The organism is Polynucleobacter asymbioticus QLW-P1DMWA-1, assembly GCF_000016345.1.
GTDB lineage: Bacteria > Pseudomonadota > Gammaproteobacteria > Burkholderiales > Burkholderiaceae > Polynucleobacter > Polynucleobacter asymbioticus.
This window is the reverse complement of sequence record NC_009379.1, coordinates 1,510,047-1,533,433: the sequence shown is the minus strand read 5'-3', so window position 1 is coordinate 1,533,433 and position 23,387 is coordinate 1,510,047. Positions and strand designations below refer to the sequence as shown.

18 protein-coding genes and 1 pseudogene are annotated in these 23,387 nt (G+C 45.6%); 17 read left to right on the top strand and 2 right to left on the bottom strand.

All coding sequences use genetic code 11. From position 1 onward, the window contains the following. Positions 1 to 156 precede the first annotated feature (156 nt). The 4 genes from smc to PNUC_RS07605 are packed head-to-tail and all read left to right on the top strand — an operon-like array spanning position 157 to position 7,234. On the top strand, positions 157 to 3,678 hold the full coding sequence (smc, locus tag PNUC_RS07620; protein WP_011903294.1) for a chromosome segregation protein SMC: 3,522 nt from the start codon (positions 157 to 159) through the stop codon (positions 3,676 to 3,678). Continuing rightward, on the top strand, positions 3,679 to 4,755 hold the full coding sequence (locus tag PNUC_RS07615) for a cell division protein ZipA C-terminal FtsZ-binding domain-containing protein (RefSeq protein WP_223245968.1): 1,077 nt from the start codon (positions 3,679 to 3,681) through the stop codon (positions 4,753 to 4,755). Positions 4,756 to 4,764: 9 nt separating this feature from the next. After that, positions 4,765 to 6,780 carry an NAD-dependent DNA ligase LigA gene (gene ligA / locus PNUC_RS07610; RefSeq protein WP_011903292.1) on the top strand — a complete coding sequence of 672 codons (2,016 nt, stop codon included), beginning with the start codon at positions 4,765 to 4,767 and terminating at the stop codon, positions 6,778 to 6,780. 43 nt (positions 6,781 to 6,823) lie between these two features. Continuing rightward, entirely contained in the window at positions 6,824 to 7,234 is a 411-nt protein-coding gene (locus tag PNUC_RS07605; RefSeq protein WP_011903291.1) for a DoxX family protein, read from the top strand. 77 nt (positions 7,235 to 7,311) lie between these two features. Here PNUC_RS07605 and PNUC_RS07600 read toward each other — a convergent pair whose 3' ends face one another. Next, positions 7,312 to 9,909, bottom strand: a complete 2,598-nt coding sequence (locus PNUC_RS07600) for a [protein-PII] uridylyltransferase (protein WP_011903290.1) — start codon at positions 9,907 to 9,909, stop codon at positions 7,312 to 7,314. 3 nt (positions 9,910 to 9,912) lie between these two features. After that, a pseudogene (gene map / locus PNUC_RS07595) lies at positions 9,913 to 10,812 on the bottom strand (type I methionyl aminopeptidase); the annotation flags it as partial. Between the two features lie 205 nt (positions 10,813 to 11,017). Here map and rpsB point away from each other — a divergent pair. The 13 genes from rpsB (at position 11,018) to lpxA (ending at position 23,381) form a co-directional block, all read left to right on the top strand. Continuing rightward, the gene (rpsB, locus tag PNUC_RS07590; RefSeq protein ID WP_011903288.1) at positions 11,018 to 11,767 is read left to right on the top strand and encodes a 30S ribosomal protein S2; all 750 of its coding nucleotides are present in this window, start codon (positions 11,018 to 11,020) and stop codon (positions 11,765 to 11,767) included. Continuing rightward, entirely contained in the window at positions 11,767 to 12,651 is an 885-nt protein-coding gene (tsf, locus tag PNUC_RS07585) for a translation elongation factor Ts (protein ID WP_011903287.1), read from the top strand. The genes rpsB and tsf overlap by 1 nt, the downstream gene beginning before the upstream one ends. A 196-nt stretch (positions 12,652 to 12,847) precedes the next feature. Continuing rightward, a complete protein-coding gene (pyrH, locus tag PNUC_RS07580) occupies positions 12,848 to 13,558 on the top strand; it encodes a UMP kinase (protein ID WP_011903286.1) in 711 nt (236 codons plus the stop codon). An 11-nt stretch (positions 13,559 to 13,569) separates the two neighbouring features. Further along, entirely contained in the window at positions 13,570 to 14,130 is a 561-nt protein-coding gene (gene frr / locus PNUC_RS07575) for a ribosome recycling factor (RefSeq protein ID WP_011903285.1), read from the top strand. 24 nt (positions 14,131 to 14,154) lie between these two features. Beyond that, positions 14,155 to 14,928, top strand: a complete 774-nt coding sequence (uppS, locus tag PNUC_RS07570; RefSeq protein ID WP_011903284.1) for a polyprenyl diphosphate synthase — start codon at positions 14,155 to 14,157, stop codon at positions 14,926 to 14,928. Between the two features lie 29 nt (positions 14,929 to 14,957). Then, positions 14,958 to 15,785 carry a phosphatidate cytidylyltransferase gene (locus tag PNUC_RS07565; protein WP_011903283.1) on the top strand — a complete coding sequence of 276 codons (828 nt, stop codon included), beginning with the start codon at positions 14,958 to 14,960 and terminating at the stop codon, positions 15,783 to 15,785. A gap of 5 nt (positions 15,786 to 15,790) precedes the next feature. Then, positions 15,791 to 16,969, top strand: coding sequence for a 1-deoxy-D-xylulose-5-phosphate reductoisomerase (ispC, locus tag PNUC_RS07560; RefSeq protein WP_048812276.1), 1,179 nt, complete (start codon positions 15,791 to 15,793; stop codon positions 16,967 to 16,969). Positions 16,970 to 16,990: 21 nt separating this feature from the next. Beyond that, positions 16,991 to 18,124 carry a M50 family metallopeptidase gene (locus PNUC_RS07555; protein ID WP_011903281.1) on the top strand — a complete coding sequence of 378 codons (1,134 nt, stop codon included), beginning with the start codon at positions 16,991 to 16,993 and terminating at the stop codon, positions 18,122 to 18,124. Between the two features lie 68 nt (positions 18,125 to 18,192). Continuing rightward, positions 18,193 to 20,469 (top strand): outer membrane protein assembly factor BamA, encoded by a 2,277-nt coding sequence (bamA, locus tag PNUC_RS07550; protein ID WP_011903280.1) that lies wholly within the window; start codon positions 18,193 to 18,195, stop codon positions 20,467 to 20,469. Positions 20,470 to 20,487: 18 nt separating this feature from the next. Then, on the top strand, positions 20,488 to 21,015 hold the full coding sequence (locus tag PNUC_RS07545; protein WP_011903279.1) for an OmpH family outer membrane protein: 528 nt from the start codon (positions 20,488 to 20,490) through the stop codon (positions 21,013 to 21,015). A gap of 5 nt (positions 21,016 to 21,020) precedes the next feature. After that, positions 21,021 to 22,088, top strand: coding sequence for a UDP-3-O-(3-hydroxymyristoyl)glucosamine N-acyltransferase (gene lpxD / locus PNUC_RS07540; RefSeq protein ID WP_011903278.1), 1,068 nt, complete (start codon positions 21,021 to 21,023; stop codon positions 22,086 to 22,088). Positions 22,089 to 22,134: 46 nt separating this feature from the next. After that, the gene (fabZ, locus tag PNUC_RS07535; RefSeq protein WP_011903277.1) at positions 22,135 to 22,584 is read left to right on the top strand and encodes a 3-hydroxyacyl-ACP dehydratase FabZ; all 450 of its coding nucleotides are present in this window, start codon (positions 22,135 to 22,137) and stop codon (positions 22,582 to 22,584) included. Continuing rightward, entirely contained in the window at positions 22,584 to 23,381 is a 798-nt protein-coding gene (gene lpxA, locus PNUC_RS07530) for an acyl-ACP--UDP-N-acetylglucosamine O-acyltransferase (protein ID WP_011903276.1), read from the top strand. Before fabZ ends, lpxA begins: the two co-directional genes overlap by 1 nt. Positions 23,382 to 23,387 lie beyond the last annotated feature (6 nt).

Here is a 23,387-nt window from a genome sequence, read left to right as displayed (position 1 = left end):
AGATTGTTAAGGGATTTTGTCCCTGGAGGTAGATTTATCATTATATCGATGGGGCAAAAACGCGTCCAAGTAAGCTCAAGCTTGCTATCATCTTCCCACTTTAGCTTTATATTTTTACCCCTTTTTTGAACCCCTTTTTTCCCTGCAAAGTACGCCGTGCAACTGAAATCCATCAAACTTTCCGGCTTTAAGTCTTTCGTAGACCCAACCCATTTTGAAATGCCTGGCCAATTAATTGGTGTTGTAGGTCCAAACGGTTGCGGAAAGTCGAACATTATTGACGCAGTACGTTGGGTTTTGGGTGAATCCCGCGCTAGTGAATTACGCGGTGAGTCAATGCAGGACGTTATTTTTAATGGTTCTGGATTGCGTAAGCCTTCTGGCCGTGCCAGTGTCGAACTCATTTTTGATAACACTGAGGGGCGCGCTCAAGGTCAATGGGGAGCTTTTACAGAATTAGGTATTAAACGTGTTTTGACGCGTGATGGAAATTCTAGCTATTACGTAAATAACCAAGTAGTACGCCGTAAAGATATCCAAGATATTTTCTTGGGTACCGGTATGGGTCCACGAGGTTACGCCATTATTGGCCAGGGAACAATTAATCGCATTCTGGAATCTAAGCCAGAAGAGTTGCGTGTTTTCTTGGAAGAGGCAGCAGGTGTTTCTAAATATAAAGAGCGCCGCAAAGAAACTGCTTCACGCCTAGAAGATACTGCTGAAAATTTAACTCGTGTTGAAGATATCTTACGAGAGCTTGATCAGCAATTAACTCGCTTAGAAAAACAAGCGACAGTAGCCGAGCGTCACGCAGAGCTTTCTACGCAAATGAAATCGCAGCAACAACTGCTTTGGTTTGTTCGACAGACTGAAGCTGGCAAAGAGCAAGAGCGTCATGCTAATGGCATCCGCGATACTCAAGTGAATTTGGAAGAACAGACCGCAAAGCTACGTCACGCCGAAGCCGAGCTCGAAACCATGCGTACCCAACAGTACGCATTGCAGGATAAGGTTTCTGAAGCGCAAGGTGAGCTCTATCAGACCAATGCCGATGTGAGTCAAGTTGAATCACAAATCCATTATGTGCAAGAAGCGCGTCAACGTTTGCAACAACAAACGCAAGACTTACAAGCGCAATTACAGCGCTGGACAGTTCAAGAAACTGATGCAGCACAAGCGCAGCGGACTGCTGAACATGAATTGAGTTTAGCTTCCGAAAAGGAACAAACTTTATTAGCTGATTTAGGTAGCCAGCAAGAACAGATGCCAGGTCGTGAAGAAGCGTATCAAGCTTCTGCGCGCGAACTCAATCATGCGCGTGAAAGTTTAGCCTCTATCGAACAACGTTTAGCCAGTTTGGGTGAACGTATTCGTGCAATGTCAGCACAAGCCGATGAATTAAAAGGGCGCGAAGCACGTCTCACTGGTGAGTTGGATGGTATGCGTCGCCCAGATGCGGATGCTTTACAAATGGCGATTGACCGTCATGCTATGGCGCAACGCAAAGTAGAAGAGGCTAAGCAGCGTGCTGGCGAGACACAACAGCGCGTTCCAGCTGCTGATGAAGCCCGCAATGCCGCGCAGCAAAAAATTCAAAGTGCAAATCAAGATTTGGCTCAGACCGAAGCAAAACTTACCGCGTTAACTGCTTTGCAGGCTAGTGTCCAAGCCCAAGGAAAGATTGGCCCGTGGCTAGAAAGCAAAGGGCTCAAAGAAAGTAAGCGCCTATGGCAAGAGCTGAAGGTTGAAAGCGGCTGGGAAGCCGCGCTGGAATCCGTTTTACGTGAGCGTTTAGCTGCAGTAACAGCTAAAAGCGTCCAAGAAACTTTGGCTTTGGCCAACGATGCTCCACCAAGCCGCTTAGCTATTTTGCTTGCAGAAGACATTACACCTGCACACACTTCAGCACCTGCGGACTTCACTCCTCTATTAAGTCGAGTGCAAAGCGCCGGTGGCGCACGATTAACATCTGTATTGCAAGAGTGGTTAGATAATATTTATATCGCAAGCAGTCTTGAGGATGCCTTGCATCGTCGCGAGAAGTTGCCAGCAGGCGGTGCATTTGTTACTCAACAGGGCCATTTAGTCAGTCGCGTTAGCGTGCAGTTATACGCGGCCGATTCAGAGCAGGCTGGTATGTTGGCGCGGGCTCAAGAGATGGAAAGTCTCGAGAAGCAATTGCGTGCGCAACAATTAATGCAAAGCGAATTGAAGGGCGATCTTGATCAATGTGTCGCTAATTATCAAGCTGCACATCAGGCTGCTGAGCAAGCGCGTATCAATGCCGAGCATGCAGTTCAAGAGGCGCATGGTTTTGAAGTAGAGAGAATGCAGTTGACTCAAGCTGAAGAGCAATACAGTCAACGCGCCGCACAAATACAGGGTGAGCTAAGTGAATTGCGCCAGCAAATGGAACAACTAGCGCTTAACCAAGAGCAGTCTGCTGCTGAATTGCTTGAGTCTGAAGAATCTAAACAAGGCCTCCAAGAGGCGTTGTCTTTCGCTCAAGAGAAATTAGAGATGGCAACGCAAGAGCGCGATCGTTTGCGCGAGTCCTTACGCATTGCTGAGATGGCTGCCCAAGAAGCTGCATTTGCTTCACGTTCATTGCAGCAACGTATTGCGGATTTACAGCGCGACCAAAGCACCGCACGCAATCAGATCATGGAGATTCAGGACAAGCATGATCAAGCAACACAAGAGTTGCAGGCTTTAAGTGATGAAGAAGCGCAAGATAAATTGCAAGGCTTGTTGTTGGCTCGCAGCGCACGCGAAGCTGCTTTGGCAAATGCCCGCACAGAACAAGACGCTTTATTGCATCAATTACGTGAGGCTGATGAGGCGCGTTTGCAGGTAGAGCGAAGCTTACAGCCGATGCGTGACAAAGTAGTTGATTTGCAATTACGTGAGCAGGCTGCCCGTTTGAATTTTGAACAGTTTGCTACCTTGTTGTCCGACGCTGAAGCCGACCTCATCGCTCTTGAAGCAAATTTCAGCTCTGATCTTAAAGTAGGCGCCTTACAAAGCGAAGTAACCCGTCTAAATACTGAAATTCAGTCTTTAGGCCCAGTCAATATGGCTGCTTTGGATGAGTTGTCTAGTTCCCGTGAGCGTAAGCAGTTCTTAGATGCGCAATCTGCCGACTTGAATGAAGCGATGCAAACCTTGACTGATGCGATTGCCAAGATTGATGCAGAGACACGCGATTTATTGCAGGGTACCTTCGATCAAGTAAATACCCATTTCGGAAAATTATTCCCAGAACTATTTGGCGGTGGCCACGCTGAGTTGGTCATGACAGGTGAAGAAATCCTAGATTCTGGCGTTCAAGTGATGGCTCAACCTCCAGGCAAGAAAAACAGCAGTATTTACTTGCTCTCAGGTGGCGAAAAAGCCTTGACTGCTATTGCACTAGTGTTCTCGCTCTTCCTTTTGAACCCAGCGCCGTTCTGCTTGCTTGATGAGGTGGATGCTCCATTGGATGATGCAAATACCTTGCGCTATGCGCAGCTAGTTGCCAAAATGTCAGACAAGACGCAGTTTTTGTTCATTTCTCATAACAAGATCACTATGGAAATTGCCCACCAGTTAATTGGTGTCACGATGCAAGAGCAGGGTGTTTCCCGCATTGTTGCGGTGGACATCTCTTCAGCTGTCTCTATGGTGGAGGCTGCTTAAGTGTACGTTGAACAAATCATGACGATGTTGGGTTTGTCTGATTTGCAATTCGCGTTGGCAGCGATTGGTTTATTGATTTTGGTTTTAGTGGGCATTATTAATTTTAAATACGCTCATGCTCGTCGAAAAGCTCGAGAGCAAGGTGAGTATTCTGTTGATGGTCGATTTGCTCGTGAGCCTAGCTTCGGCTCAGGATTTGCTGATGGAAATTCTTCCGAAAGAGCGGAACCCAACTTTGGGGATCCACTTTCTTCAGTCCCGGCTATTCCAGAGAAATTTATTATTGATCCACGTATTGATTGTGTGATCACCCTCCGATTTGATGAAAGTATTTCCGGCTCTGAAATTTTGCAAGAGATTAATGCTTGGGGTGATTTAAAAGCACAGGCATTTGCACGTTGGATTTGTGAAGGCCTTAATGCTGATCAGGATGCGGTCGAGGAATGGGAAGAATTAAAGCCTGAATCTACTTATTCAGAAGTGCAATTGGCAATTCAGTTGGCTAGTCGCCATGGCCCGATTGGGGTGCTGGAGTTATCTGACTTTTGCTCACGTGCCCAAGCGCTCGCTGATATCTTAGGATGTCAAATTGATATGCCGAGCGTCAGCACTATGCTGGAAGGCGCTAGAGAGTTGGATGCAATTGCCGCAGAAAGCGATATTCAACTCAGCATCAATGTATTGTTTGATGAGCCTTGTCCATGGGGAAATTTTGATGCTTTGATGCGTCAACGTGGTTTCAAGTTAGCGCGCAATGGCAGGCATTATGAGTATTACAGCAATGGCACACTCATTTTTAATAGTGCTGATTTAGATCCGAATAAGCCGGTCACTCAGATGACCTTGCTATTGGAAGTTCCTTTGGTAGCACATGAAGAGCGTGCTTTTGAAAGAATGCTGGGAGAGGGCGTTGAAGTTGCCCAAGCTGCGCACGGACGTTTAGTAGATGACAATGGTATTAACTTAAGTGAAGCTGCAGTCATCAGTATCCGTCAGCACCTCGATGTCCTTTATGCCAATCTTGAGAGGTCAGGCATAAGCGCTGGCTCTTCTACCGCTAGCAGACTCTTTAGTTAAGGAATCACCTTGTCGTCTAATAGTCCGACAAATTTAGCGGATCGCTATGCATTTTTGCAAGCCGAGCTCGCTCGCTTAGAGCATGCCTACTATGTTCTTGATAATCCCTTATTGCCGGATATCGAATACGACCGTCTTTATCGCGAATTATTGGATATTGAGGCTGCACACCCACAATGGGTTACCTCAGAATCTTTGTCTCAGAGGGTTGGTGGGACAGCTCTAAAAGAATTCGATTCGGTGACTCATGCGGTCCCTATGCTGTCTTTAAATAACGCATTTGAGGATTCAGAGTTGATTGCGTTTGATAGACGCTGCCGCGAAGCCTTGCATGTTGAGCATGTTGCTTATGCTGGTGAATTAAAGTTTGATGGGTTGGCTATTTCTCTTCGTTATGAGAACGGCACACTAGTCACAGCGGCCACTCGCGGCGATGGAGCAAGCGGAGAAGATGTCACTGCTAATATCAAAACCATCCGCGCCATTCCCTTGAAATTGACGGGTAAGAACATTCCCGAGATATTGGAGGTTCGCGGCGAAGTTTTTATGTACCTTAAAGATTTTGAGAAAATGAATCGACAGGCTGCAGAGCTAGGCGAGAAAGAATTTGCTAATCCCCGCAATGCGGCAGCAGGTAGTTTGCGTCAATTAGACTCTAAAATTACTGCTAAGCGGCCGCTGTCATTTTTTGCTTATGGCTTAGGTGCTTTAGAGCCTCAGTCTTGGTTGCCCAAAACTCACGAAGAGTTGCTCAATGCTTATGTGGAATTAGGCTTGCCAGTATGTTCTGAGCGCAGAGTGCTGCACTCAGTGGAAGAGATTCTTGCCTTCTATAACGAGATTGGTGCCAAACGCGATTCTTTGCCCTATGACATTGATGGGGTTGTATACAAGGTCAACTCATTTGCCGAGCAAGCTAAGCTCGGTTTTGTATCCAGGGCCCCACGTTTTGCATTAGCGCATAAATACCCAGCTCAAGAGGCATTAACGACTGTGCTGGGGATAGACGTTCAGGTTGGACGAACTGGTGCAATTACTCCAGTCGCTAGACTTGCTCCAGTCGAGGTTGGTGGGGTAACGGTAACTAATGCAACGCTTCACAACGAAGATGAGGTGAAGCGTAAGGATGTTCGTATTGGAGATACAGTATCAGTGCGTCGTGCTGGCGATGTAATTCCTGAGGTGGTGTCTGTAATAAAAGAGCGTCGTCCATCTGATGCTAAAGAATTTGTTATGCCAAGCCGTTGCCCTGTATGCGATTCTCATATTGAGCGATTAGCTGATGAGGCTGTCGCGCGTTGTAGTGGCGGCTTATTCTGTGGTGCGCAACGTAAACAAGCACTCATTCATTTTGCACATAGAAGGGCTTTAGACATTGAGGGTCTTGGTGAAAAGATTGTTGATCAGCTGGTAGATCAGAATCTGGTGAGAACGCCTGCCGATCTATATAGACTAGGCTTTACTGCCTTGGCTAATTTAGAGCGAATGGGCGAGAAGTCTGCTGATAATCTGATTCAGGCTATTAACCAATCTAGAAACACTACCTTAGCGAGATTTATTTTTGCCCTGGGCATTCGTCATGTGGGTGAGACAACCGCCAAAGATCTAGCCAATCATTACCAATCCATGCATGCCTTAATGGATGCAAGTGTGGAAGAGTTATTGACAGTTAAAGATGTTGGCCCAGTCGTTGCAGATTCCATTACAAGCTTTATGCAAGAAGCTCATAATCGAGAGGTAATTGAACAACTCCTAGCTTCCGGAATGCAGCTTTCTGTAGAAGAAAAAATCATCAGCGCAGCAGTTTTTGGTAAAACATTTGTTCTGACTGGCACCTTCCCAACGATGACGCGTGATGAAGCTAAGGATCTTTTGGAAAAAGCAGGAGCCAAAGTGGCCGGCTCGGTTTCTAAGAAAACCGACTATGTTGTTGCTGGAACAGATGCCGGTAGCAAACTTGCTAAAGCAGAAGAGTTAGGTGTCCCAGTAATTGACGAAGAGGAAATGCTAAATTTATTAAAGTAACATCTAGCGTTGTAGTTATTTTCAAAAATTTATAAAGGATCATATGAATAAGTTTCAAAGCACAATCAATTTAGTTGGCCGCATCGCTATTGCGACCTTATTTTTACCTGCTGGCATTCAAAAATTGATTGGGATCGAAGGTACTATTGCCTATTTTGGATCTTTGGGGCTTCCAGCTCTCGCCATTTTGGTTTGGGTAGTTATTGCTATCGAAATTTTAGGAGGCCTTGCTTTAATTCTTGGCTATCACACACGTGTTGTTGCCCTTGGGTTGGCAATCTTTACATTGGGTGCAAGTATTGTTGGCCATCCATTTTGGGCAGCGCCACAAGATGCAGCGTTTATTGCACAACTTTTATTCATTAAAAATATGGCCATTTTGGGCGGCTTATTGGTCTTGTCTTCATCTGGTGCAGGTTCCTTTAGCTTAGATGCCCGCAAAAGTAAGGCATAAATAACGATTTACCTTTTACATGAAGCAGTAAAAAACCACCCTAGGGTGGTTTTTTTATTTAGCTAAATAAAAAACTCTTACGCGCCTAATGCCTCAAGTAGCTCTGTCTCCAATTGAATCTGTAACTTAGGATTCTTACCTAAGTTGGCGGCATCCAATAAGAGAATATCTTCGACTCTTTCGCCTAAGGTATTAATCCTGGCGGTATGAATGGATACTTGGTGTTTTGCAAGCACCCTAGATATTGTGTAGAGTAATCCAGTGCGATCGCTTGCTGACAGGGCGAGCGTGTAATATCTGCCGCGATCATCGGGAACCATGTGCACCCGTGGCTGAATTGGGAATGTACGTGATTGTCTAGAGAGTCGGCCCATACTTGGATTAGGTAGCGACTCACTATTGGTTAGTGCTGCGGTTAATTCAAATTCGACTAGCTGAATAATATCGCGATAACTTCCGCCTTCATCAACTAGATTGCTGCCAGAGATCTGGAAGGTATCTAAAGCGTAACCATGGCGTGTTGTATGAATACGGGCATCCCAAATAGAAAAGCCATGCCTCTCAAAGTAAGCGCAGATGCGTGCAAACAGATCTTCTTGATCTTTTACATACACTGCAACTTGTAAGCCCTCGCCAATGGGGGATAGCCGTGCTCGCACAATAGGCTGGTCGCTATGTACTTTGTTGTAAAGATGGCGAGTAAGCCATGCGATATCAGAGGAATCTTGTCTTAAGTAGAAAGCAACGTCTAGTTGTTTCCATAGGTCTTCATAGAGCTCGTCATTGATGCCATAGAGGCGCAATTTAGCGCGAGACTCTTCTTGGTGCTGCGCTAATTCCGAAGAGGCATCAGGCTTCGCTCCACCCAATACTCTCAGTGTTGCGCGATAAAGATCCTCTAGCAATTTACCCTTCCAGGCATTCCAGACCTTGGGGCTTGTGCCACGCACATCTGCAACTGTTAGTAAGTAGAGTGCCGTGAGATGGCGCTCATCGCCCACCTTTTTAGCAAATGCTCTAATGACTTCTGGGTCAGTAATATCTTGTTTTTGAGCAACTTGACTCATCTTGAGATGCTCTGCCACAAGCCATACTAAAAGTTCGGTATCTTTCTTATCTAAGCCATGATCTTTGGCAAACTTACGTGTGTCCGCTTTGCCAAGTTGTGAGTGATCCCCACCACGTCCTTTAGCGATATCGTGGAATAGTGCGGCAATCACCAATAACCAAGGTTTTTCAAAGTGGGCAATCAAGCTACTGCAGAATGGAAATTCATGAGTGTGCTCAACTACCATGAAGCGGCGGACATTGCGTAACACCATCAAAATATGTTGGTCGACTGTATACACATGAAATAAGTCATGCTGCATCTGGCCAACAATTTTTCTGAAGGCGGGCAGGTAGCGACCTAAAACGCTACTGCGGTTCATGAGCTGGAATGCGCGACTGACGCCTTCTGGCTGTTTCAGAATCTCTATAAAGAGCGCCCGATTGATAGGGTTAGATCGCCACTTGCTGTCCATTTTTTGGCGGGCGTTATAAAGCGCCCTAAAAATGGTGGCAGATAAGCTTTTTACATTGGGAGTTTGAGCAAATACCAAGAAGGTGCGCAATATCTGCTCAGGATGTTTTTGATAAAGCTGCGGATCAGTAATATCTAATACACCTTGTCTTTCAATGAAAAACTCATTTCCCTCACCAGGAATGGGAAGAATCGTTTTTGACTCTTGTGGGAAAAGTAGGGCTTCTATATTTTGCAAAAGCACATCATTTAACTGAGTGACCGCTTTGGCCGCCCAGTAATAACGGCGCATGATCGCCTCACTAGCCTGGCGCGAGGACTCTTCTTGGATGCCCATAGCCCCCGCCAGAGCAGCTTGCAGGTCGAATGCGAGTACGTCTTGGCGGCGACCGGCTAGTAGATGAAGATTCGCGCGTAGGGTTTCTAAAAAACGCTGATTACGGTTTAACTCAGTTAATTCTCTCTGTGTTACTAGCCCAGCTTGATTTAAATCTTTAAAGGTATCCCCTAGCAATGCCGCTTTACTTACCCATGTAATGACCTGAAGATCTCGCAAGCCCCCCGGACTTTCCTTGCAATTAGGCTCTAATGAGTAGGGCGTATTTTGATATTTGTAATGGCGCTGTATTTGTTCTGCTAGCTTTGCTTGAAAAAAAGCTTTCGGATCCATAGCTGATTCAAAAGCGCCAGCAAATTCTTTGAAGAGCTGCTTCTTACCGCAAACGAGTCGAGCTTCTAAAAGTGAGGTACGGACAGTGATATCTTGCTCGGATTCGGAGATGCATTCTGAAACGGTTCTAACGGAAGAGCCGATCTCCAAACCGGTATCCCAACAGCTAGCAACAAATTGTTCAACTTGCTTAGACAAAGCTTGAGCCAATTTTTCATCCGCAGGGAGCAGTATCAGAATATCAATATCAGAGTAAGGAAATAAAGCCCCTCTACCAAAGCCCCCAACCGCTACTAAAGTAGCTTCATTATTTAAGCCGCAACTACTCCATAGGTGACTCAAGAGTTGATCGCCTAACTTAGAAAGTTGTTTTGTTAGCTTTCTAACTACTTGGGTTTGGCGAAACTCAGCATAAGCAAGTTCACGAGCAGCGCGTAAGCTAGCTGCATCAGTGATATTGCTTACTGCCTGAGGTTTACTCATATTTTAGGTATTAATTGATGCGGGTCTAAAAGAAAGATTTTTGACGCAATCTGGCGGTGGATTACTACCCTCAGACCAGGTTAATACCTCTACACCGGTAGGAGTGACTAAGAGCGTATGTTCCCACTGTGCAGACAAGCTGCGATCTTTAGTTTTGACAGTCCACTGATCAGGCATTGTGCGAATTTCACGTCGACCTGCATTGATCATAGGCTCGATGGTGAAAGTCATACCAACTTCAAGCTTCTCACCAGTACCAGGTTTTCCGTAGTGAAGAATTTGTGGATCTTGATGAAACACTTTTCCAATTCCATGACCGCAGTACTCACGCACAATGGAGTAACCCGCTTTTTCTGCATGTGTTTGAATCACGTGACCAATGTCACCTAAAGTGGCGCCTGGTTTCACTTGAGCAATGCCAAGCCACATACATTCAAAAGTGATTTGAGTAAGACGTTTCGCCATTACAGAAACATCTCCCACCATAAACATGCGACTGGTATCACCGTAATAGCCATCAGGTGTGATGACAGTGATATCTAAATTAACAACATCGCCGCTTTTGAGAATTTTGTCTCCAGGAATGCCGTGGCAAATAACATCATTTACCGAAGTGCAGATAGATGCTGGAAAAGGAGGGTAGCCTGGTGGTTGGTAGTTCAATGGAGCGGGGATGGTCTTTTGGACGTCACGCATATATTCATGGCAAATGCGATCCAGTTCACCTGTGGTGATGCCTGCTTTTACATGGGGTGCCACATGATCCAATACTTCGCTAGCCAAACGGCCGGCCTCACGCATCCCTAGGATGTCTTTTTCTGCTGTAAATACACTATTCATGCCTTGATTATCAACGACTTGGAGATTTTTATCTGGCCTGTTTTGCCTAAAATTTAGGCAATTACCCCATTTTTGAGGTCTTGAAGGCTGATTTAGCCCTTTTCCCTCTTAAAGTGGTTAAGTATAGGGGTGGCTAGGTCATTGATATTTAAGCTATAATTTTGGTCTCAGGTCTATTTTGGACTTGAAATCGCAAGTTGAGCCTTCCAGGGTGGCGTTTTTTAGCGCAGCTAGGACTCAACTTTAGAACCAACCCTTAGGAGAAGTTATGTCAGTAACAATGCGTCAGATGCTGGAAGCCGGTTGCCATTTTGGTCACCAAACACGCTTCTGGTCCCCAAAGATGGCCCCTTTTATTTTCGGTCATCGCAATAAGATCCACATTATCAACTTGGAAAAAACATTGCCAATGTTTCAGGATGCCCTGAAATTTGCAAAACAAGTTGCTTCTAATCGTGGCACGATTTTGTTTGTTGGTACTAAGCGTCAATCACGCGAGATCATTGCTGAAGAAGCTGCTCGTGCCGGTATGCCTTATATCGATAGCCGTTGGTTGGGCGGTACGCTCACTAACTTTAAAACTGTTAAAGGTTCACTCAAGCGTTTGAAAGATATGGCAGTTGCTAAAGAAGCAGGTGATTGGGAGAAGCTTTCCAAAAAAGAAGCTTTGACCAATGACCGCGATCTCGATAAGTTACAAAAAGCACTTGGCGGAATTCAGGATTTGAATGGCGTTCCTGATGCAATTTTCGTTGTGGACGTTGGCTATCACAAGATTGCTATTACTGAAGCTAACAAGTTAGGTATTCCAGTAATCGCTGTTGTGGATACCAACCACTCACCAGAAGGTGTTGATTACATTATCCCTGGTAACGATGACTCTAGCAAAGCTGTTCTTCTCTATGCGCGTGGCATTGCTGATGCAATCCTCGAAGGCAAAGCAAATTCTGTTCAAGAAATTTTGACAGCCGTTAAAGAGGGTGAAGAAGAGTTTGTTGAAGAAGGGAAAGCTGAATAATGGCCGCTATTACCGCTGCAATGGTTGGCGAGTTACGCGCCAAAACTGATGCTCCGATGATGGAGTGCAAAAAAGCTTTGACCGAGGCTGATGGTGATATGGCTCGTGCAGAAGAAATTCTGCGTGTAAAGCTTGGTAGCAAAGCGGGTAAAGCTGCTTCTCGCGTTACTGCTGAAGGTATCGTTGCTACTGCAATCAATGGCAGCACTGGTGCATTGCTAGAAGTGAACTGCGAAACTGACTTCGTTTCTAAGAACGATGACTTCTTGGCATTTGTAAATGACTGCGTGAAGTTGGTTGCTGAAAAGAACCCAGCTGACGTTGCTGCATTGCTCGCATTGCCTTTGAATGGCCAAACTGTTGATGAAGTTCGTAGTGCCTTGATCGGTAAGATCGGCGAGAACATCATGCCACGTCGCTTCAAGCGTTTTACTGGTAGTAATAAGTTGGTTTCTTACCTCCATGGCACACGTATTGGTGTGATGGTTGAGTTTGAAGGTGACGATACTGCTGCTAAAGACGTTGCTATGCATATTGCTGCAATGAAGCCGGTAGCCTTGTCTATGGCTGACGTTCCTGCTGAATCAATTGCGATTGAGCGTAGCGTTGCTGTTCAAAAGGCTGCTGAATCTGGCAAACCACCAGAAATCGTCGAAAAGATGGTTGAAGGTTCTATTCAGAAATACCTCAAAGAGGTTTCTTTGTTGAACCAAACTTTCGTTAAAAACGATAAGCAAACTGTTGAGCAAATGCTCAAGGCCGCAAATACAACTATCAAGGGTTTCACAATGTATGTTGTAGGCGAGGGCATTGAGAAGCGTCAAGATGACTTTGCTGCTGAAGTAGCTGCTCAAGTAGCTGCTGCATCTAAGGCAACTGCGTAATTCAGTAGTAATTCGGCTGGTTTAGGGCTTGCCCCAGCTAGCTGGCAGTATCCCAAGGGCATAGAAACCTTAGTTTCTGTGCCCTTTTCTTTGATCTTTACCAAGACCTTTATAATTTGGCTGAGATATTAAAAAGTGCTTAAAGATCAATAAGCTAAGTAAGTTAATTGCTTAGCAAATTACGGAAAATAAAAATATGCCAGGTTACAAACGCGTCCTCCTCAAACTTTCTGGTGAAGCCCTGATGGGCGATGATGCTTTTGGCATCAATCCGATCACTATTGATGCCATGGTTGCTGAAATTGCCCAAGTTGTGAATAGCGGTGTAGAGCTCGCTATAGTGATTGGTGGCGGCAATATTTTCCGCGGGGTAGCAGGAGGAGCGGCGGGCATGGATCGTGCAACTGCTGACTACATGGGTATGTTGGCCACCATGATGAATTCGCTCGCTTTACAAGATGCACTTCGTCAAAAAGGTGTTGAAGCGAGAGTTCAATCTGCTCTTCGAATGGACCAAGTAGTTGAGCCGTACATTCGTCCGCGCGCAATTCGCGCGATGGGTGAAGGCAAAGTAGTGATCTTTGCAGCGGGTACGGGTAATCCATTCTTTACTACCGATACAGCTGCTGCTTTGCGTGGTGCTGAGATGGGTGTAGAGATCATGCTCAAAGCCACTAAGGTAGATGGCATCTATAGCGCTGATCCAGTAAAGGATCCAGCAGCGACTTTATACAAGACCATTACATTTGATGAAGCTTTAATTAAAAACCTACAAGTCATGGACGCAACTGCTTTTGCGTTGTGCCGTGATCGTAAATTACCAATCAAAGTCTTTTCGATTCTCAAGCCAGGCGCATTAATGCGTGTAGTGCAAGGTGAGTCTGAAGGTACTTTGGTACACGTTTAATAGGAGGCCTGATGTCTGCAGCAGAAATTAAAACCAATACCGATCAAAAGATGCAAAAGTCTCTTGAGTCATTGAAATCCAGTTTGGCAAAGATCCGCTCTGGCCGCGCCAATCCAGGAATACTGGAGCACATTCATGTTGATTACTATGGCAATCCAACACCGTTAAGCCAAGTAGCCAGTTTGGGCTTAGCTGATGCCCGAACTATTAATGTTCAACCATTTGAAAAGACCATGGTTGCCGCAGTAGAGAAGGCGATCCGTGATTCTGATTTAGGCTTAAATCCGGCTTCTCAAGGCACTGTTATTCGTGTTCCTATGCCAGCTTTGACTGAAGAGCGTCGCCGTGAGCTCACTAAAGTAGTAAAGAGTGAAGGTGAAGATACCAAGATTGCCGTGCGCAATTTACGCCGTGATGCCAATGAGCACCTCAAGCGTTTAACAAAAGATAAAGAAATTTCTGAAGATGAAGAGCGTCGTGCTACTGATGAAATTCAGAAGATGACTGACAAAGCGGTAGTAGACATCGACAAGATTATTGTTGAAAAAGAAAAAGAGATCATGACGGTTTAGGCCAGTCTGAATCGATTGATTTTGATGAGCAAACACCTTAGTTCAACCCAGGCAATCCCAGAGGTTAATGCTATTCCACGCCACGTGGCGATCATCATGGATGGCAATGGACGCTGGGCAAGTAAGCGATTGATGCCACGGGTTGCCGGGCATTCTGAGGGCTTGGGCGCAGTCAGAAAAATTGTTCAAGAATGTCGTAAGGTGGGCGTTGAATATCTTACTGTCTTTGCATTCAGCTCTGAAAATTGGCGTCGTCCACCCGAAGAGGTGGGCTTTCTGATGAAGTTATTTTTGAAATCCCTCAAAGGCGAGGTTTCACGTCTAGCTGAAAATGACATCTCCTTGCGTTTAATTGGTGACTTAAGTCGCTTCGATTCTGCTATTCAAGAGATGGTGCAGTTTTCAGAACAAAAAACAGCAGAATGTAAGGCGCTGACTTTTACTATCGCTGCAAACTATGGCGGTCGTTGGGATATTTTGCAGGCGATGCGTCGTTGCTTAGCTGCAAATCCTGATATGAAGCCTGAAGATATATCGGAAGAATTGCTACAACCCCATCTTTCTATGGCATATGCTCCAGAGCCTGATTTGTTTATCCGCACGGGCGGTGAGCAGCGAGTGAGCAATTTTTTACTATGGCAACTCGCGTATACCGAGCTGTACTTTACTGATGTACTTTGGCCAGACTTTAATGAGGCTGAATTACACAAGGCATTTGATTGGTTCAGTCAACGCGAACGCCGATTCGGGCGGACTAGTGCTCAGCTTGCATCGCAAGCGATGAGTGACGCAGTTTGATGTTGCTTGTTCACTAAAGTCATCTCACCATGTTAAAAACCCGCATAATTACTGCCCTTGTTTTACTGGCGGTACTTCTGCCCATTCTATTTTTACTGCCAGCCGTTTATATCGGCGCATTCTTCCTAGTGGCGCTGTTGGCAGCCGCCTGGGAGTGGAGTTGTTTGCTTGCTCCCGAGGCTAGGCGCGCTGCATGGCTTTACGCATTCTTTTGCTTGACCATCATTCTCTTCTTATTGGGCATGCAAAATACGGCATGGCAGTTTTCATTGCTGATATCCGCAGTGCTGTTTTGGTTCTTTATCGCCCCTTTTCTGCTTGCTAAAGGAATGAATCTTTCGCTCCAAAAATTGCGACCATTCTATGCTGTGCTTGGGCTGATTGTGTTGCCGGCAACTTGGTTTGCATTGGCGTTTTTGCGCGAACTGGGATTGGTTTTTCTTTTGAGCAGTATGGCATTGGTATGGGTTGCTGATATTGGCGCGTACTTTGTTGGCAAGGCTTTTGGTAAACGAAAATTGGCTATTCAGATTAGCCCGGGGAAATCAGTTGAGGGAGCCATCGGCGGATTAGTGCTTTGTTATGTCTACGCCTTGCTCTGCGTTATGTATTTACCCTTTGAATCAACCTTGTTTGGCGCTTGGGCGATTCGCTTTGGTTGGGTGCCCATGTTCCTGATGGTTACCTTATTATGCGCATTCAGTATTTTTGGCGATCTTTTTGAGTCCCAATTAAAACGTTTGGCTGGAGTTAAAGACAGCAGCAATTTATTGCCTGGGCATGGTGGGGTTTTAGATCGTGTAGATGCATTAATTCCAACAATGCCTATTGCCGCCTTACTTGCTGGGTTGGTGTGATGGCGATGCGGCAGGTTGCCATACTCGGCTCAACGGGCTCTATTGGGGTCAACACCTTGGATGTCATTCGTGCTCATCCTGCTCGTTTTAATGTAGTTGCCCTTACGGCTGGAAAGCAAATCGAGCTCTTGGCTCAGCAATGTGTTGAATTTAAACCCATGATTGCGGTTGTTAGCGAAGCGGGGGATGCTGCTCGCCTGGAGAAGATGCTGCTTGAGCAGGGGGTTTCTACGCAAGTGATGTATGGTCCAGATGCCTTAGTGAGCGCTGTTACTGAGTCGTCTTGCGATACGGTAATGGCAGCTATAGTCGGGGCAGCTGGGTTGGTGCCAGCATTGGCTGCAGCAAAAGCAGGTAAGCGAGTTTTGCTGGCCAATAAAGAAGCTTTGGTGATGTCGGGCAATTTATTTATGCAAGCCATGAAAAGTGGCGGTGGTGAGTTACTTCCGATTGATAGCGAACATAATGCGATCTTTCAATGCCTGCCAAATGAATTTACTAAGTCAACGCACAATGGTCTTGGCGTTGAGGAGCTGTGGTTAACTGCTTCAGGTGGACCATTTCGCAGTACGCCTATTGAACAGCTGGCGGCCATTACTCCAGAGCAGGCTTGCGCTCATCCCAATTGGGTAATGGGCAGAAAAATTTCCGTTGATTCAGCAACCATGATGAACAAAGGCCTTGAAGTGATTGAAGCTTTTTGGTTGTTTGGTTTGCCACTTGAAAAAATTAAAGTATTAATTCATCCACAAAGCGTGGTGCATTCAATGGTGCGTTATCGTGACGGCTCAGTATTGGCGCAATTAGGACAACCTGATATGCGCACTCCTATTGCCTATGGGCTAGCTTGGCCAGAGCGTATTGAGGCCGGGGTTGCCCCATTAGATTTAGCGCAGTTGGCGGCCCTGAATTTTTCAGAGCCTGAATTAGCGCGCTTCCCATGCCTCTCTCTTGCGTTTGCGGCAGCCAAAGCTGGCGGTACTGCTCCGGCAGTACTTAATGCCGCGAATGAAGTGGCAGTAGCCGCTTTCTTGGATGCTGGTTTACCGTATTTGCAAATACCTCAAGTGGTTGAGAAAACCCTAGATGCAATTGCTGTCACCAATGCGGATTCGTTAGAAACCATCTTGGCTATTGATGCTCAAGCCAGATCAGTGGCTCATGACTTGATGCGTCAGTATTAAAAAATAATCTTAGGCTTATCTTTGCAAGCACTTATCACTCTTGGCGCTTTTCTAGTTACTCTCGGGGTACTAGTGAGCTTTCATGAGTTTGGCCATTTTTTAGCAGCGCGTGCTTGTGGAGTGCGGGTCCTGAGATTTTCGATTGGCTTTGGTAAACCCTTTTTTACCTATCAAGCAAACAATAAAACTGAGTGGACATTGGCCCCGATTCCTCTTGGGGGTTATGTGAAATTATTGGATGGGCGCGATCGTACTCAGTCTATTAGCTTGGTTGAACAATCAGAAGCCTATGATTACAAACCCTTGTGGAAAAGATCGCTGATTGTTGCAGCGGGGCCTTTTGCTAATTTTTTCCTGGCTATCCTCCTTTTTGCCGGCTTATACCTCTCAGGGGTCCCTCAATTGCCGGCTGTTTTACAAGCTCCCCCTGAGAATTCAATAGCGGCTCAATTGGACCTTAGGGCGGGGGATCAGGTGCTGGGATGGCAGCAGCTGGATTCTGGGGTTAAATCTGTGCCCCTTTCTGGTGAATTTAAGTCCATCCCCAGCTGGAATGCTCTGCGTTGGAGGCTAATGGATGCTCTAGCCGGCGAGTATGGCTTTGAGCTTGAGATGCTTGGGCCTGATGGCCAGCGCTTCACCAAAGTTTTTTTGGCTGAAGATTTACCCCGCCTGAGTCCTGATGCAGACCCCGTAGCTAAATTGGGCATTTTGCCGGTAGCCACCCCTTTGGCGGGCTGGAAGGAGCTGAAGTTGGGGCCTATCGACGCAGTGTGTTTTGCGGCAGAAAGGGTTTATCTGATTAGCAAGCTTTCCGTAAGGGTAATGGCTGGCATCGTTACAGGAAAGACATCTTTTAAACAGCTCGGGGGGCCACTGAGTATTGCGGACATGGCCGGTAAGACTGCACAGGTTGGCTGGCAGCCTTTTTTGGCATTTTTAGCACTAATGAGTATCAGTATTGGAATATTAAATTTGCTACCTTTTCCCATGCTTGATGGGGGTCAGCTCCTGTATGATGCATGGGAGTTGGTCGCTGGTAAGCGGATTTCAATTTCAAGGCAGGAACAGCTCCAAAAAGCGGGCTTTTTCTTATTGATTTTTATTTCCCTGCTGGCCTTGTTTAACGATTTACAACGCTATTTGTCGCCTTGAATTTTCTGATCTTATCTTCCTCGATTTTTGCTCGTTTATTTGCTCAATTACTGCTGATTTTGGCTGTGATGTTCAGCGTCAATGCGCATGCAGCAGACTCCTTTGTGGTGAAGGATATTCGGGTTGAAGGTTTACAGCGCGTAGAGCCAGGAACGGTATTTAGTTATTTGCCGGTTCAAGTGGGTGACACCTTTAACGAAGAAAAAAGTACCGAAGCTATTAAGGCTTTATATAGCACTGGCTTTTTTAGGGACGTTCAAATTCAGGCGCAAGGTAATGTATTGATCGTCATTGTCGAAGAGCGCCCAACTATTTCACGTATCGAGTTCACCGGGATGAAGGAATTTGACCCGGACTTAGTGAGAAAGTCTTTGAAGGCTGTTGGTGTAGCAGAAGCTCGTTTTTACGACAAGGCGCTTATTGATAAAGCTGAGCAAGAATTAAAGCGTCAGTATGTTGGTAAAGGGATGTTTGCGGCAGAGGTGGTGGCTACTGTTACCCCGCTTGAGCGCAATCAGGTGGCCGTTTATTTCAATATTGATGAAGGCCCGGTTGCCAAAATTCAAGAAATTAACTTTATTGGCAATGAAGAGTTTAGTGAGAGCACACTCAATAGCCAAATGCAGTTAAAGACGGGTGGATGGTTATCTTGGTATAGCAAGGACAACCAGTATTCCAAGCAAAAGCTGACAGCCGATTTAGAAAGTATTCGCTCTTATTATTTAAATCGAGGCTATCTCGAATTTGTGATTGAATCCACTCAGGTTTCTATTACCCCTGATAAAAAAGGCATCTTCCTCACCATCAGCATTCGTGAAGGAAAAAAATTCACGGTGAAGGATGTTCGTCTGGCTGGTGATTTATTGGGTAAAGAATCTGAGTTTATGAAGCTGATCACCCTTAAACAGGGCGATACTTACTCATCGGCTAAACTCACAGAAAGCACTAAGGCAATTGCCGAAGTATTAGGAACGTATGGCTATGCTTTTGCAACAGTAAATCCTCAGCCAGATGTGCGTCGTGACTTAGCAGAAGTTGATCTCACCTTGGTGATTGATCCGGGGCGCCGTATTTATGTTCGCCAAGTGGCCATTAGTGGAAATGCAAAAACACGTGACGTAGTCATACGACGTGAAATGCGTCAATTTGAAAGTTCTTGGTTTGACAGCGATAAGATTGAGCTATCAAAGAAGCGTTTAGGTAGGTTGGGCTACTTTACCGAGACTGATATTGCCACAGAAGATGTTCCGGGCTCTCCAGACCAGGTTGACGTGAACGTAAAGGTCACAGAAAAGCCAACAGGAGCCATCACTCTGGGCGCAGGCTTTTCCTCAACTGAGAAATTAATTTTATCTGCTGGTATCAATCAAGATAATGCGTTCGGCACCGGAACAGCCATCGGCTTGAATATGTCATTAGGAAAAATTAATCAGAATTTAACGCTGTCAAACTATGACCCGTATTTCACTGAAGAGGGTATCAGTCGTTACACTGATTTGTACTATAGATCTTCAAAGCCGCTTTATTACATTGGCGATCCAGATTACCAAATTAAAAACGTGGGCTCAAATATTAAATTTGGTGTTCCGTATACAGAGGTCGATCGCGTATTTTTTGGTACTGGTTTTGAAGCCTTCCAAATTAATACAACTTCTAATACCCCTATTCCGTATTTAAATTATGCGCAAAGTTATGGCGTCGCTGCTCCTGGCTATCCAGCCACCTTAAACACTTATAACGTTCCAGTAACTGTAGGTTGGTCGCGCGATGGGCGAGATAGTGCTCTAATTCCCTCGGAGGGTTCTTTAGAGCAGCTGTCTGGTGAGGTTGGTACTCCGGTTGCCAATATGAATTTCTATCGTGTGTACGGGCAATATCAAAAGTATCACTCTTTTTCCAAGGGAAATATCTTGTCCTTTAATGGCGAGGTTGGATATGGTCAGGCTTACGGTAGCAATCCCTTCCCAATTACTAAAAATTACTATGTTGGTGGTATTGGATCGGTACGCGGTTATTCCCCCGGTTCCTTGGGTCCGCAGTATTACAACACGAATACTGGGTCTTATCAGCCTACCGGTGGTCAGTCAAAGATCGTGACGAATATTGAGTACACGGTGCCTGTGCCTGGGTCCGGAACTGACAAAACGTTAAGAGCCTTTACCTTTATCGACGGCGGTAATGCTTTTGGTCAAAACCTGAACCTAGTCTTAAGATACTCCTATGGTTTGGGTATATCATGGATATCACCGTTAGGACCACTGAAGTTTAGTTATGGTATTCCGTACAAATCTCAGCCAACGGATAACATTCAACGTTTGCAGTTCCAGGTTGGAACAGCGTTTTAATTGTTCAAGGAAAGTTTTATGAAGTTTTCAAACTCTTCAAAATGGATTCAGGTTGGCTTGGTTGCCATGGCAAGTGCTTTTATCGCGCCGCTAGCATTTGCTCAAGATGCGGGAACGCGCGTCGCTGTTGTGAACTCAGAAAAAGTATTTAATGAGTCTAACTTGGCCAAAGCAATGCAAACTCGTTTGCAAAATGAATTTACAAAACGTCAGGACGAGTTACGCAAAAGCGCTGAAAAGATTAAAGCCGCAGCCGAAAAGCTTGACCGTGATGGTGCTGTAATGAGTGAAGCAGAGCGTTCACGTCGTCAGCGCGAATTGGCTGATCAAGACCGCGAATTGCAACGTAAGCAACGTGAATTTACAGAAGATTTAAACCAGCGTACATTTGAAGAGCGCGCCAAGATTGCTGAGAAAGCAAACTTAGTCCTCAAGCAAATTGCTGAACAAAGAAAGCTTGACATCATCGTTCAAGAGGCTGCTTATGTTAATCCTAAGGCCGATGTAACTGATGATGTTATCAAGGCCTTAAATAGCCAAAAATAAGTCTTATGCTTACCGCCATTGAGCTGGCCAATCAGTTTCAAGCAAGCTTGGTGGGGGAAGCCTCCACAGTTTTTAATGGTTTAGCACCCCTTGAGCGGGCGCAATCAAGCCAAATCTCCTTTTTATCGAATCCTCTCTACCGTAAGCAAGCCGCCGACAGTAGCGCTGGCGCTTTAATTGTTAGCAAAGCAGATTTAGAATTTTTACAAGCCAATCCAGGAACTCATTCCTCTGGACGAGTCTATTTTGTTGCTAAAAATCCCTATGCTACTTTTGCAAGAGTTGCGCAATATTTTGCTCGGCAAAGCGCCCCCATATATGAACCGGGTATTCACTCTGCTGCAGTGGTTGACCCAAGCGCTAGCATTCCAGCCTCCTGTCATATTGGTCCGTTTGTACGTATAGGTGCTGGCGTTAAGCTTGGAGAGCGCGTTGCAATTTTAGGCAATACTTTTGTTGCAGAAAATTGTGACATCGCTAGCGACACTTTAATTTATCCGGCGGTATCACTTTATTTTGGCACGCAAATTGGTGAGCGTTGCATTATTCATAGTGGAGCCGTCATTGGTGCTGATGGCTTTGGGTTCGCCCCTGATTTTTCTGCGACTGGTGGAGAGTGGGTAAAAATTCCTCAGACTGGTAATGTAGTTATCGGAAGCGATGTAGAGATTGGAGCATCAACGACAATTGATCGTGGGGCTATGAGTGACACCATCATCGGCTCAGGTAGCAAAATTGACAATCAAGTGCAGATCGCACATAACGTAGTAGTGGGCAATTGCTGCGTGATTGCGGGCTGCGCTGCAATTTCAGGGAGCACCAAAATTGGCAATTTCTGCATCATTGGTGGCGCCGCTAATTTTGCTGGCCATCTAACGATTGCTGATAGAACAACGGTTTCTGGCAATACTTCTATTATTCGCTCGATTACAGAGCCTGGTCAGCATTACACCGGCGTCTACCCATCAATGCTTCATGGGGCCTGGGAAAAAAATGCGGCGATCTTGCGTGGACTCGATAAAATACGCCAACGCCTGCGTTTATTGGATAAAAACAAAAGTACGGAGTCTTAAGGCTCTTTTGGCATTTAATGAATTAATAACTTTGAGCAGGTAATGTATGAGTAACCCTATCGCGATTGATATCCACAAAATTTTGCAGTTATTGCCACATCGCTATCCATTTTTACTGGTAGATCGCGTTCTGGAAATAACGCCTCGCGAAACCATTACCGCCTTAAAAAATGTCACGATGAATGAGCCATTCTTTCAGGGGCACTTTCCTGATTTCCCGGTGATGCCTGGAGTATTAATTATTGAGGCGTTAGCTCAAACAGCTGCATTGCTAACATTTTCCGAAGAGCGTGCTGAAGATGCAATTTATTACTTTGCTGGTATTGATGGTGCCCGTTTTAAAAAACCAGTACTTCCCGGTGATCAATTGATTATGACTGCGAGGCTAGAGCGTGGTCGCGCAGGTATTTATAAGTTCGCAGTTCAGGCAACTGTGGATGGTGAAATCGCTGCAGAAGCCAATATTACTTGTGCGGTACGTTCGAAAGGCGCGTAATGACTCGGATTCATGCATCTGCTGTAGTTGATAGCAAAGCTGAACTCGCAAGTGATGTTGAGGTTGGCCCGTTTTCCGTCATTGGACCCAACGTCAAAATTGGTTCTGGCACCAAAGTGGGATCCCATACTGTCATAGAGGGTCATACCACTATTGGCAAAGAAAATACATTTGCACACTTTGCGGCAATTGGTGGACCACCACAAGATATGAAATATCGTGGTGAGCCAACTCAGCTTATTATTGGTGATCGCAACACGATTCGTGAGTTCACCACTATTCATACTGGAACCTCACAAGACCTAGGTATTACTCGTATTGGTAACGATAACTGGATCATGGCATATGTGCACATTGCACATGATTGTCAGGTGGGTAATCACACCATTTTTTCGAGTAATGCCCAAATTGCTGGACACGTTCAAGTAGAAGACTGGGCCATTATGGGTGGTATGTCTGGGGTGCATCAATTTGTGCGTATTGGCCAGCATGCAATGTTGGGTGGTGCTTCAGCATTGGTTCAAGATATTCCGCCATTTGTGATTGCTGCTGGAGATAAGGCATCTCCACATGGCATCAACGTAGAAGGTTTAAAGCGCCGCGGGTTTTCAAGTGAAACAGTTACAGCTTTGCGTCAAGCTTACAAAGTTCTTTATAAAGATGGGCTCAGTTTTGAGGACGCTAAAGTAGAAATTCAGAAGATGGTTGCCGCCAGCTCAGGCGACCAAGCGACTGCCGATAAGCTCGCGCAGTTCCATGATTTTATTGCTGCCTCTACGCGCGGCATTATTCGCTAACGATCG

Bases quoted from the DNA above. Each gene is read 5' to 3' on its own strand.
- PNUC_RS07605 (WP_011903291.1), top strand. From the start codon at position 6,824: ATGAATAAGTTTCAAAGCACAATCAATTTAGTTGGCCGCATCGCTATT.
- PNUC_RS07600 (WP_011903290.1), bottom strand. From the start codon at position 9,909: ATGAGTAAACCTCAGGCAGTAAGCAATATCACTGATGCAGCTAGCTTA.
- rpsB (WP_011903288.1), top strand. From the start codon at position 11,018: ATGTCAGTAACAATGCGTCAGATGCTGGAAGCCGGTTGCCATTTTGGT.
- tsf (WP_011903287.1), top strand. From the start codon at position 11,767: ATGGCCGCTATTACCGCTGCAATGGTTGGCGAGTTACGCGCCAAAACT.
- pyrH (WP_011903286.1), top strand. From the start codon at position 12,848: ATGCCAGGTTACAAACGCGTCCTCCTCAAACTTTCTGGTGAAGCCCTG.
- frr (WP_011903285.1), top strand. From the start codon at position 13,570: ATGTCTGCAGCAGAAATTAAAACCAATACCGATCAAAAGATGCAAAAG.
- uppS (WP_011903284.1), top strand. From the start codon at position 14,155: ATGAGCAAACACCTTAGTTCAACCCAGGCAATCCCAGAGGTTAATGCT.
- PNUC_RS07565 (WP_011903283.1), top strand. From the start codon at position 14,958: ATGTTAAAAACCCGCATAATTACTGCCCTTGTTTTACTGGCGGTACTT.
- ispC (WP_048812276.1), top strand. From the start codon at position 15,791: ATGCGGCAGGTTGCCATACTCGGCTCAACGGGCTCTATTGGGGTCAAC.
- bamA (WP_011903280.1), top strand. From the start codon at position 18,193: ATGTTCAGCGTCAATGCGCATGCAGCAGACTCCTTTGTGGTGAAGGAT.
- PNUC_RS07545 (WP_011903279.1), top strand. From the start codon at position 20,488: ATGAAGTTTTCAAACTCTTCAAAATGGATTCAGGTTGGCTTGGTTGCC.
- lpxD (WP_011903278.1), top strand. From the start codon at position 21,021: ATGCTTACCGCCATTGAGCTGGCCAATCAGTTTCAAGCAAGCTTGGTG.
- fabZ (WP_011903277.1), top strand. From the start codon at position 22,135: ATGAGTAACCCTATCGCGATTGATATCCACAAAATTTTGCAGTTATTG.
- lpxA (WP_011903276.1), top strand. From the start codon at position 22,584: ATGACTCGGATTCATGCATCTGCTGTAGTTGATAGCAAAGCTGAACTC.